Origin of the sequence: Enterococcus sp. 1001283B150225_161107_E12 (assembly GCF_015556925.1) — a bacterium.
GTDB classification, from domain to species: Bacteria; Bacillota; Bacilli; order Lactobacillales; family Enterococcaceae; genus Enterococcus_B; species Enterococcus_B mundtii.
On the sequence record NZ_JADNNI010000024.1, the window covers coordinates 44766 to 57076 of the forward strand.

Sequence of the window (12311 nt, forward strand, 5' to 3'; positions counted from 1 at the left end):
CGCTACAAACTTGTAACGCTACTCCATGTACTTATATAAGTTTCGTAAAGACTATGCTTCGTTCTCTTCATCTACACCGCTACTATCAGGTGTAGTGGATAATTCCCAAGTTAGTGTTGATTTGTATTGTGTCGCATCTTTTGCTGTAGAACCAGGAACAAATAATTGGATCGCATCATTTGTTACTACGTCAGTAGCATCGTCCGCCTCTTGTGCATCTAAGTTTGCTTGGTTGCCCCAAACGACTGAAGAGACACCTGCGCCTTTATCTTTTTCTGCTGTCATTACTGATACAGAAGAAGCATTTGGTATCAATTTCAATCCATCCGTATGAGCCACTGGCGCATTCTCAGGCGTACTTCCTTCGTACTGGATTCTTGGATTCAACAATGAAATCTCTGCACCAAGCAATGTATCATTGACTGTTTCATTCGTTGCTTTAAAGTCGGTCATACGTACTTGCAGATCCCAACCAGCATTCGTTCCACGCACATCTTGTACTTGCGCAAAACTGACATAAGGGACTTTGTTTTCTTCACCAGTCGTGCCCGTTTTTTGTTGCTTTTCTGCAATCATATTGTAGGTTTGATCTTGATTAGAGATAACTTGTGAACCGAAATTCATCGTTGCAGCTTTCATGATGGATAAAGGTCCTGTGGTTCCTGGTACTTCAGGAGAAATTTCTACATCTGGACCTTCTTCTGGTGGAACAACGACTAATTCTTCATCCTCATTCGCTGTAAATTCAATTGTTCCATCAGTTGTTACATTACGTACTTCTTCTGCGAAGGCTGTGATACCCCCGACAAAAATTGTGGATGTTACTGCTGCAATGGTTGCTAATCTAACAAATTTCATTTATTTAAATCCTACTTTCTTCATTTTTTTCTTTTTTCCATAGCCAAAAGCCAAGTGTTGCTATGATCAACAGAAGACCAAAAATTGTCCATATACTCTTCTGTTCCTCATTTGTTTTCGGTAATCTTCTGGATATTCCGTGTTCGGTATCTGACGGTTGCTGGGAAATTTCTTTTGGTAAATCTGGTTTGACCTCAGCTTCTGGTGCCGGAACTGGTGTTCCAGGTGTTTCATATACACCAGTAAAACCAATGGCCCCTTCAGTTTCCGCCGAACGTACCTCTGCCCCATAAACAACTAGTGGTGCATAAAATTGAATCAGTAACATACCCATACTTAGTATGTATTTTTTTTTGTATTTCATATCCCTCCTCCTTTATAAGTCTTTGAATAATTAAGAAACTAATTTTAATTAACTTCTTAATCTTCTTAATTAGAATAACTATAAATAATTCACAAATAAAACCGTAATTATCAGGCATGTATGATAATTACGGTTTTATTTATTTAATATGTAGTATTGGTAGAAAAAATCTTGTTTTCTACCAATACAATTTTTATTCAAAGAATCCACCTGAGACGGTTTTCTCTCAGACTGATTATTGATAAGATTCCTTACATTTACCTACTAAAACTATTTTCTAAAAGAATTTTATTTTTTTAGAAGAAATTCAAGATCTTCTTTTGAGCTAATTTCAATTAATAAAGTCTCCCAATCATTAATATTAGGTATTGTATTAAATAATATATATTTTTTTGTCGATATATTTTCAAAATATTCACTGTAATTGGTAACGACTATGTCGATGTAATTAGATTCCATAAAATTTTCAAAATACATTTTATCTATAAAAAATAAATTATGAAATGAAAAATATTTAGTTGCTTTTGCTTTAATGTTTTGTCTAATAAACGTATCACCTTCTAGTAAAAACACGATATTTTTTTGTTTCTTTACATATATATCTCTCAGCGTTTGTCTTAATCTTAAAAAATTACTAACAATATCCTCTTTATAAATGTCTATTTTCAATTTTTTAAGTACTAGTTGAACGTACGGATATAAATTTTCATACGCTACTAAATTATAATTTATACTATCTGTAGTATGATCAGTTATATTCATCAAATAGACTGATGACAATAAATGTTTTATTTTGACAGACGTAAAAAATGAGGTTAGAAAAATAAAATCTAGTTGCTTGTTTTCACTAAATATTCTTTGGTCATTAAAAATTTTTTTTACTAAACTATCTATTTGAAAATAACTTGAAAATTGATGACAGAATTCTAATTCTTTTGATTGATTTGTCGTTCGGTTACTAATATATAGATAATAAATATAAGCTAACTCATCGACAGGTAATTGGTGATTATAGACCATATACACATACCTATCTAATTTTTCAAATTCATTGTTATTATTATTGATATATATCTTATTACTTTCTTTTGACAATGAAACAATATGACCTTGCAAGGATCTTTCAATCGATATATATATATAATATGCAAGCTCTAAAGAAGTAATAGAAGTATTATTTTGAAATTTTTCATTTTTAAATAAAGTTTCTGCAAGTTCTACTACCTTCAAATCTGGAAAGACAGTATGAGGAGTATAATTAGAAATATAGTAGAAATCTACAAAAAATTTACGTATATTTACTTCCGAACCGACAAAATTCAAGGGGTTATATTGTATTGAAAGCTTATATTTAGTAAAAATATCCTCTACTTTAGTTAAATATCTCACTAATGTTGTTTTAGAAATATATAATTTATCGGACCATTCATCAATAGAATAAAGATTACTATAAAAAATATTTTCTAAAATGATAAACAACGGTTCCTGACTCAATAGCTCTTTCTTAAAAGATAAGTATTTCTCCATATTTTTTATTTTTAGAGTATATCCCGTATGAAATGAAGTAATTTCTGAGTATTTTGAAATTTCATTTTTTATTTGATTTACATCTAATATTATTGTTCTTTCTGCAACTCCTATGGCTTTCGATAAATCCGTTGAAGAAATTACTTCAGATAGTTCTAAAAAATTTAATATAGTTAACCAACGCTTATTTTTTTTATTACTTAAAAATTCTAACTGAAATTCCTTCATTGTATACTCCCCCAACTCATCATTAGAACTTTACTCTTGTAACTTATAAATCTATTTGTTGTAAATTGAAAATAATAATACGATTATTTAATAATTTTATTATAATATATATTTTCTATTTAGTTATCTCAAAGTAACTCTTAGACTTATACTATTCTTAATATTATTTAATTCAATAAAAAAAGTTTAGTCATAGCATATAAAAGAATTTAATAAAGCTTTTTTTAATCCAGATTTAGTTATACGTAATATACATACCAAATAAAATCATTAAATAATCTCAAATAATTATCTATAAGCTACTATACTTTTTATTAGTATAATATTACTTATGTGTATTATTAGAGTTTACCCTAAATAGACACTAGCCGATCATTGTCATTTTTATATTTAAACGACAAATAATTAGAAAAATTTGTTCCATTTAAACATAAAAATGACAGTTGTTCTCCTATCTTCCTTCACGTTACGGAAACATACATTCGTGTTTACAACGAGGATCTTCTCTAAACAGAAAAATAGCCAGACAACTGTCTGACTATCATACACCTACTTGTTTTTTTCGTTTAGCAATTGGAAGTCTTGATCAATGAATTGGTAACAATTCCCACAATTTTTACAATGATATTGTTTCGTTTGAATATTTTGCTGAATCAGCTCACCGCAAGCACAATCGATCGATACAGCCGTTCTTCGTTCTAATCCATATAATGGACGTCCCCAAAAAGTATAGCCTAATTGTTGTTCTTTCATTTACTTCATTCCTCTCTAAAAATATCTCTATTCGTAGCTAGTATAACGCTTTGTTTGGCCACTGATACATCTCAAAAAGTGAACTTGATCTTAGAATGCTCGTATAAACAACGATCTGTTTGATTTGAAAGAGATTTTTATATTCATTTTATAAATCTTCTACTCACTCGCTTCTATTTGTTTCTTAATTCTAAAAAGCGTGCTACGACTGAACCCCGTTATGGCTTCCACTTCTTTGTACGATTTACCGGAAGTAATCAATTCATATGCGTGCCTCTTCTTTGGTGTAATTGTTGCTTTCGGACGTCCCTCTTTAAAATTAGGATTATTCTTTTTCGCAAACAATTTCCCTTCCTGAGTACGTTCTACAATCATATCACGTTCCATTTCAGCTACACTCAACAACGTGCGTGTAACCATTCGACCCATTGACGTATTTTCGATCGTTCCAAGATTCAATACCTTAATCGTGACATTATCATCGAGTAAAGGTTCAATAATCTCTAGTGCTTCTCTTGTATTACGGGCGAATCGATCAAGTTTCGTAACAACGATTTCGTCTCCAGGCTTCAGACCAGCCAACAGCTGATTAAACTTTGGTCGATCTCGTTTCGTACCTGTAAATTTTTCAGAAAAAATATTCTTCTTCTCAACACCGTTCTCAAGCAGCTGTTGGATCTGCTCCTTTGTACTTTGAGAAGCAGTTGAGACACGTGCATAGCCATATTTTGTCATTTAACCCACCTGCTCTTACAAATCATCTATCGTATACTCAGAGTATCCTTCATAAAAATAGCTGACATCGATTCCTTTCATATATAACTCGCGATCGTCAATTTTATCAGTCAGAGCGTTAGAAATTAAATAGCGTATTTCTAAGTCATTTATTGGACTGCGCTCCATTGCGGAAAGATAGTCTGCTTTATCGATTAAGTTCCAGTCGACAACTTTTTGCAATTCTTCTTTCAAAATGAGATCCAGCCAAATTCTAGTGCTTCGTCCATTTCCTTCACGAAACGGGTGAGCGATATTCATTTCTACGTATTTTTTAATAATCTCGTCAAAAGAAGTTTGCGGCATTTGATCAACATGCTTTAACGAATGTTCCAGGTACATGACCGGTGCAAATCGAAAATTTCCTTTTGCGATATTGACCGTTCGAATTTTTCCTGCAAAATCGTAGATTTCTGAAAAGAGAAAATCATGAATTTCAGATAAGCCTTTAAACGTGCCGACTTCGATTTCATTTATTTTCCCCGAATCGTATAATTCCTTCGCTTTTTGCTTGCTAAGTTTTTCTTCTGCTTTTGCCAACTCAACTTGATTGGTTAAACCCAATTTATTCTCTAAAATCATGCAAAATCCCCTTAACTTTATGACATAAGTTTATGAAACACTCTCAAGCCTATTATATCGCGAATTTAACCATGTGTCAAAAACTATTAAGTTTCTGACCCCTAAATGAATTGTTCTAAAACTTATCGCCGCCTCTTTTTTCTAGACAATGATTTTGTTACAGGTTTCTATACATGATATAGAATAATTTCCATAGGAATTTGATCCAAAAAAAGAGCGTTCAGAAACTATCATTTTCTGAACACTCTTATCAACAATTTAATCATATACATTTTTTTGAAATCTAATTTGCTCAACATATCTGATCGCCAAGAACGGTTTATATATTCCAATCGGCAAATAGACCAACAGAGAATACTCCGCTGTTCTCTACTGATAGAAGAAACTTCCTTACCTTTCAAAAAATTCCTTTGAAATTCAAAAACTTCGCTTTTCAACTAGGCATAAATTTCTAGATAGGCTATCGCCCACAAATTTCCAATTTTCTGTAAAACAATACAAAAGTTAAGTTCTACTATTATATATAGTAGAAAAACAAAAAACTTAATGTATTTTCCCCTTAATTTTTCAGTTATTATTTCTTTATCAGTTCTATTGGTGACTACTGATTTATTTGAGCATTGATCAAATAAAAGACAAGATATCGAATAACTATGTCTTACCTCTCTTTTCTATTTGAATTTTAAGCGTTTGTTTTTTGATTTAGTTTTGTTCACTCAAATACATCAATCCCCATGGTACTTGATCAGTGGTTCTTAATCCCACATTTTCACGATAAAAACTTTGCTTATCGTGGATAACCATTTCAACAAGATCCTCATCTTCCATTAAAAAGCGCCAATCAAAATCTCGTTGAAAGACTTGAGTCAAAATCTGAAGCTGCGCATCGATTTCTAACAGCTTGCGTAGTGAATGAAAAAATTTGTTGGAAGTTTGGTGATATTCCTTACGGAATTGTTCCCCTAGATCTTGATATAACGCATAGGTTTTTGGAAAAGTTTTGACTACTTGTGTCCACTCAATTGCTTCTTCATAATAACTTAAGTATTCTTCTGCGGTCTGCACATTTTTTAATTCCATCATACATAGGTAGCTCCTTTCTCCAAGCCATGGACTCTACTGGTATAAACCGGTGATTCCTTGATTAACTGTTTTTGTACATAGTTTCTCACATCGGAAAATCGGTTTTACTTTTGCTGTAATGCCTCTTCATTGATTCGATAGTAGAAAAAGATCGCTTGTTGGTGCTCTTTTGCCCGACTGATTTCTCGTAAATACCTGTCAATCTGCTCTGGATTTTCTAAAATAGAAGAGATCGTACCTGCATTTTCTCCTAATTGTTGGAGACTCGTATAATAACGATTGAGTAGCTGCTGCCCCTCTTGACTATTTTCAGGATCAGCCCTATTCATCCGATAACTTGCCAATAAAGAAACCAGCTGTTCCCAGTAGTCTTTGGATACTTGTCCAGGTTGTTCTTTTGCTAAAACAAATTGCTCCTCAACTTCTACTAACAAGTCATGGCCCTTGATCACTAACGGCACATCTTCTTCCGACAATGGTTGGCTTTGTGTCCCATAAAAATAGCTACCTGTACCAATAACGCCAAGGACGACCACGAAAAGAAGCAGCCAGCCTTTCCAGAAGGATTGTTTTGTTTTGTTGCCCATACGGGTCCCCCCTTTTTTTGCCTGTACGATTGAACCTACTTTTCTTGATGCTCCTCAGTTTCTTCTGCCTGTTCGTTTCTTTTTTTCCATAAAATATACGCCCCAAAGCCAAGGAAGAGAATGACGAGAAGAATGAGCACAAGTAACCACCAATTTCGTCCGTCTTCTTGAACTAATTCCACATCCCGCTCATTAAACAGTTTCGCGTTTTCTGCGGTAATCTCAAAGTCTTCGTCCCACTCCCAGCGCTGCTCACCTGACGTAACGATTGTGTGTGCCGAATAGAGCCCAGGAACCATTGGCTCCCCATTCATACTTACAGGAAACTGGATAAAGCTATTGGGTGCCATCCGCATATCGCTTTTTACTCGTTCGAATAAAATCGCTTCTTGTCCTTTTGCTCGAATCTTTGTTTCTACAGTCATATCATTTAAATAGTTAGCCTCAACGTTCGAAAAATCGATAAATACTGTATTTCGATAGTTACTTTGGTCCGCAAAGACTTTATTCAATGCCAAATCAGGTAAGATTGTCACAGGCTGTTCCTGCAATAAGACCGCAATCACGTATGCATATTGATTGATCACCATGGAACCTTCGGTTTCAGCCTCTGATCCCTGGTCTTTTCTCATCAACTGAATCCCCCCGGCAATTAACCCTTCTACCGGTTCTTCTGGCATCGTGACCTCAATCGTGAGCTGTTTTGTCTCTCCAGCTTCTAATGTGATAGAATCGGGACTATTGACCACGTCTTCAAACGGAACCTTCAAGGAAGGATCATTGTCAATATCTGTATCTCCATATTCAATAACCCCATTTTGATTGGTTTTGGCGCCATTCAATCCCACCTCTACTTCAATGGACTCAGTGGATGGGTTGTTCAATGTAATCACTAGCTCTTCTTTTTGTCCTGAGGAAAGAGTCAGATGATAGTATCCTAGATCATCTTGAACCTGACTGTCCGGAAACGTTAACCCATACGTAAACCCTGTCGCACTACTGGGTGTTTCATCTGCCATAACCACTGGACTCTGAATTGAAATGATTGTTCCTATCACAAGAAGGAAGGCGATCATTTTTGTTAAAATCGTTGTTTTTTTCTTCATCTTCATCGTTAGCTCTCCTTACTTTTTCTTCATCGATTATGTACGAGGAGGAAAACCATTGAACGGTTTTCCTCTGGTGTTGCTTTTACTTTACTGTGCATTCCTATGGTGCCGCAACCAAACTCCATGTCACGATCGCTTCATAGTCATCAAGAGCCATATTCGTTGCGGTATTTGCTGGAACGGATAGCTTCACGGATGTCCCAGCCGTTTCTTCACGACTGTCGCCAAAAGCCATAATGTAACGCCCTTTCCCTTCACGGTTTTCTTCATTCGCAGTAACGACCGTTTCTGCAGCATCGCCGTAAGCCAATGTAAACGCATTGTTAGTAACCGTTGGTGCTGGGTTCTCATTTTCACCATCACGAACATCTGCCTCCATAAAGCCATTCGCAAAGTCAATCGTTGATCCTGTCAAGACATTGGTATCTGATTCCACACCGGTAAATTGTTGTGTTAACTTTGCTTGTAACTCGTAACCGAATGTACCACCGGCACGTGTATCACGCCATTGCACAAAATTCCCACGTTCTGTCCCATCAGAAATTTGTACTGCTTCTGCATGTTTTTCAACACGGTTGGCAGAAGTCATGATTTCGCCAAACTCTAAGTTGGTGACATTTTCAATCATCAACGGACCACGATCTGGGTTTGGGTTTACCTCTGGCCATGTTACTATAGGTAGTTCTGTATCTGGTTTTTCTGGGTCAATCGGTCCCGTTGGCTCTTCTGTTCCATCGTCTTCTAAGACGCGAACACTTCCTACAGAATCTAAGTCTTTTTCGTCCGCAAAGGCAGAGGTTGCGGGGATCACACTTCCTAAAGCAATGGCCGCAATAATTGCAGCAGATGAGAATGTACGTAATTTCATTTTTGTTTCCTCCTAAAATATGGTTGTTTATATTTAATAACACGAAACTTCGGTTCATGATTATTACAAAATTAAGGTAATGCCGCTAAAATCCACGTAAGGGTTGTTTGGTATTCCGCCGGCACAATTGGTGTTCCATCTGGAACTGATAACGTAATCGCATGATTATGGTAAGCAGGTTTTCCTGACCATTCATCTAAGACTGGGTTTCCTTGGGCATCTTTTACCGGGATCAAGGTATTGCCGATCGTCACGGGTGCTTGTTTGCTACCTCCAAAGGCGATCGTCCATACCCCACGCCCAGTTCCGGCTTCACTCGTCGCAATCGTTTGAGCTGTTCCGATACTGTCTAACGTAATCGGATCTCGCGTCACACTTGGGGCAGTACTGGTGCCATGATTATTGGCCCAAACTTTGTCTAAGGACAAGGTTGCCCCAGTCAGTTGGTTCTTGCCATGTTCAGTGGATTCATGGGTAAAGGCTTGTTCTTGTTTGACCTGTAACGTCCAACCGGTTGATGTGGTTCGATGATCCGACAGTTGAATAAAACTCCCTCTCGGGCCAATCGCTGGTTCTTTAAACTGTTGCGCTAAAGCAGGGTATTCTCGGTTCGTAGGTGAGATAACCACTTCTCCAAAATCAAGTGAAGACACATAATCAAACCGCAGTGCCCCCTTCGTTGAAGGACCTTCTCCCGGATCTCCAGGGTTTGCGGGATTTTCGGGATCAACGGGTTGTGCTTCTCCTTGTTGGACTGTCACTCGCCCGGTAGAATCTACGTCTAAACTAGACGCTTGAATGGTTACTGGCCACAAAAATCCAATGGAGACGCCCGCGACCAGTTTGGTTACACGTTGAATCACTTTCTTATTTCTCATCGACTTGTTCCTCCTCCTGTTGGCGTTTCTTCCAATAAAGAAGGAGCAGGAATAAGATCAGAATTCCCAGCAACCACGGGCCAATGTTTGTGACTAAAGAGCCCGTTTGGGGCAACCTGCCTCCTCCTGGAGGCTTCGCCGTCTCTCCTCCACCAGGAAAATCAGGCTTAGACCCCCCAGTGGTTTCTTCTAAAACAAATGTAATTCGACCTTCGGTCGTCACCTGCCCACCCACAGATTCTGTGGTCTCCCCATGAACCATAGTCAAAGGTACAAAGAACAAGGCAAGGACCACCAAAGCAGCAAAGATTGTTTTTCGTATCATACGTATATTTTTCATCTGATTTGCCCCTCCTATGGTTGTCCTGCCATGAGCGTCCAAGTGATAGTCCCTTGGTAATTCCCGGTATGCACGACATCACGGGCACCGATCTGTAGTTTTAGTCCATCACTACCTCGGGTGTCTCCCCAAGTGTCTGAAACATTAAACAATCGTTGAGCATCATTTTGACGATGAACAATTAAAGCATTGGTATCTAAGATGGTTTCTTCGCCTTCAAAAACATACCGTAGCGCGTTGAATAGCTCCTGATCGTCTTCGTTGACTAGTGGCGAAGACAAGGTAGCCATCATCGTCCAGCCACTGTCCGCACTCGCTCGTGTATCTGTCACAAGCAGTGGTTCCTTTTCTTGATCAAAGGTTGGTTTTTCTACCCGTTGGGTTCTGGCATTATACGTCAATGAACCAAAATCCAATGCACTTGGCGCAGAAGTTAACCGCAGCAGGCCGGTGACTTGATAGCGAGCAATCATTTCTGTTTGGGTTAAGGTAAAAGAAGATTCATTCTCCGGTCGTGTCACAATCTCATACCCTGCCTGATCTAATGCCTGCATTTGTTCAAGAACCAAAGGTTCAGTCGTTAAATCCACGACATCCCCAATTTTTCCATCCATGACCACCGTATAGTCCGATAAAAGTTGGTTGATTTCATTCATAAATTCAACCGTCAGCACCACATCGGCTTCAATCACTTTCACTGGCACGGCTATTGTATTTTGAATCCCGCTAATTTGTGATTCGATAATGACATCTACCGTCGTATCGCCAAGTGTATCAAACGTTTTTTCTTCAGAAAAGCCAACAACAAATGGTTCGTCGCCTACCAACTTATTCGCTAAGTTTTCAACAAGCTCTTTCGGATCCAAATCAGCTGTAGATAGTCCTTGACCTACTTCCTGAGGGACTGGATCACCCCATGGACGAGCCCATGTTTTAGCAGTACCTGTCGCAATTGTACTGCTCTGACTATTGGAAACTTCTAGGTCAACTTCTAAATAATCACCAACTAAGAAGTCAGATGGACTTTTTTCCTTATCAATCGGATATTCTAGTTCGATGTCAATTGTTTTCCCTCGAAGTGAAGATAACGCCTCGTCATCGATACCAAAGGTAAGCTGTTCCGCCGTTTGGGTGACAGTTACCACCTCACTCAAGTCGGTTCCTGTATCATCCTTAACAGAAAGAATTTGTGCATCCGATGCTTTCAAAATATCTGGATTATCTACTTGAATATTAAGTCTATCACCAGGTCTCGAAGCTGAAGGAATTCTTTGGGATACTTTGTATCGACTAACAAATGCCTCTTCTTCTATGTCGCCAATCACATCTAATTCATTGTAAAAAACATCTAATTCTGGGCCATGTTGCTGAAACAAGCTTACGGAGCTAATATTAAAAGCAGACCATGCTTGAACATGTGGTTCTGCAGGAATGAAGACATTCATGGTTCCCATATTGATTCTAGCTGATAATACAGAAGGATCAATTTGTCCCCATCTAGGAACATTCGATGACGTGGCAACAGCATACATATTTTCTTCCAATGTCGTTAGTGTAGGGTTTGCTGTTCCTCCCAGACTCATAGCTATACTGCCTTCTACTGGACTTCCATCTGCATATTCGAAGTGTACAAGAAACACTGCACTTCTACGCGGACCACTCCCTACATTAGAACTACTAAATCCTTGAGCATGAACAGCTAAATTATTGCCTTGTCGGAGTACTTCATAGATGGCATGAAATGGGCGATCATTTGCACCTATTCCAACGTTTTCAAATCTAATTATATCTCCCACTCGAAATACAGTGCCGTTTCCTTCCGCTGCTGAATTCGTAATACGCCTATCGTTTAAAAATGTAGCTGATGAACCTTGATTTACCAGATATGTTTCTGATTGAGGAAGAAATTCAAACCCCGATACGATTTGCCCGGAATTATCTAATCGAATTAGTTTAGGGAAACTATCGATAGATGTCGCTGTTAGATCAGTGTTCGGTGGAAAAGGGATTGGGTCAAGATTATACATAGAAAAAGATGAGCCTGTAGCTAACTCTTCTTCTACTTGACTAGACTGGTCGTTCTGTTTCTCCTCATATTCTGTTAATCTCTTTGTCTCACCAGTGTCTAACAATGGATCTGTCTCATCTGTAGTCTCAATATTTCCCACTTCTTGTCTTTGCATTTGGGAGGACTGTAGTGTTTCTCCATAAACAAGACGTGACCCTCCTAGGGAACTAAGCGTCAAACTGGAAACGCTTAGTACAGTCAACACCTGACATATTCTCCTTCTCATTTAATTCTCCTTTCTCAAAAAAATATAAAATTGAATTTCCCTCCGCTCTCAATATCCTTCGTTTTT

At 37.6% G+C, this 12311-nt stretch carries 13 protein-coding genes; all 13 read right to left on the minus strand.

What is annotated here, in order from left to right:
- Positions 1-51: 51 nt before the first annotated feature.
- Positions 52-858 (minus strand): WxL domain-containing protein, encoded by an 807-nt coding sequence (locus I2F89_RS14585; protein ID WP_074802082.1) that lies wholly within the window; start codon positions 856-858, stop codon positions 52-54.
- Between the two features lie 4 nt (positions 859-862).
- On the minus strand, positions 863-1222 hold the full coding sequence (locus I2F89_RS14590; RefSeq protein WP_178946889.1) for an LPXTG cell wall anchor domain-containing protein: 360 nt from the start codon (positions 1220-1222) through the stop codon (positions 863-865).
- Positions 1223-1510: 288 nt separating this feature from the next.
- Entirely contained in the window at positions 1511-2977 is a 1467-nt protein-coding gene (locus I2F89_RS14595; RefSeq protein ID WP_074802078.1) for a helix-turn-helix domain-containing protein, read from the minus strand.
- A 549-nt stretch (positions 2978-3526) separates the two neighbouring features.
- On the minus strand, positions 3527-3730 hold the full coding sequence (locus tag I2F89_RS14600; RefSeq protein ID WP_010734340.1) for a hypothetical protein: 204 nt from the start codon (positions 3728-3730) through the stop codon (positions 3527-3529).
- 159 nt (positions 3731-3889) lie between these two features.
- On the minus strand, positions 3890-4465 hold the full coding sequence (locus tag I2F89_RS14605; RefSeq protein ID WP_002300096.1) for a recombinase family protein: 576 nt from the start codon (positions 4463-4465) through the stop codon (positions 3890-3892).
- A gap of 15 nt (positions 4466-4480) precedes the next feature.
- Positions 4481-5086, minus strand: a complete 606-nt coding sequence (fic, locus tag I2F89_RS14610) for a protein adenylyltransferase Fic (RefSeq protein WP_023520620.1) — start codon at positions 5084-5086, stop codon at positions 4481-4483.
- Positions 5087-5788: 702 nt separating this feature from the next.
- Positions 5789-6169: a DUF7006 family protein gene (locus tag I2F89_RS14615; protein ID WP_195514561.1), complete on the minus strand. Its 381-nt coding sequence runs from the start codon at positions 6167-6169 to the stop codon at positions 5789-5791.
- Positions 6170-6273: 104 nt separating this feature from the next.
- A complete protein-coding gene (locus tag I2F89_RS14620; RefSeq protein WP_195514562.1) occupies positions 6274-6756 on the minus strand; it encodes a hypothetical protein in 483 nt (160 codons plus the stop codon).
- Positions 6757-6791: 35 nt separating this feature from the next.
- Positions 6792-7868, minus strand: a complete 1077-nt coding sequence (locus tag I2F89_RS14625; protein WP_229078149.1) for a DUF916 and DUF3324 domain-containing protein — start codon at positions 7866-7868, stop codon at positions 6792-6794.
- Positions 7869-7965: 97 nt separating this feature from the next.
- Positions 7966-8733 carry a WxL domain-containing protein gene (locus I2F89_RS14630; RefSeq protein WP_108145537.1) on the minus strand — a complete coding sequence of 256 codons (768 nt, stop codon included), beginning with the start codon at positions 8731-8733 and terminating at the stop codon, positions 7966-7968.
- Positions 8734-8804: 71 nt separating this feature from the next.
- On the minus strand, positions 8805-9611 hold the full coding sequence (locus I2F89_RS14635) for a WxL domain-containing protein (protein WP_195514563.1): 807 nt from the start codon (positions 9609-9611) through the stop codon (positions 8805-8807).
- A complete protein-coding gene (locus tag I2F89_RS14640; RefSeq protein ID WP_195514564.1) occupies positions 9601-9951 on the minus strand; it encodes an LPXTG cell wall anchor domain-containing protein in 351 nt (116 codons plus the stop codon). The genes I2F89_RS14635 and I2F89_RS14640 overlap by 11 nt, the downstream gene beginning before the upstream one ends.
- A gap of 14 nt (positions 9952-9965) precedes the next feature.
- Positions 9966-12245, minus strand: coding sequence for a WxL domain-containing protein (locus I2F89_RS14645; RefSeq protein ID WP_195514565.1), 2280 nt, complete (start codon positions 12243-12245; stop codon positions 9966-9968).
- Positions 12246-12311: the final 66 nt, after the last annotated feature.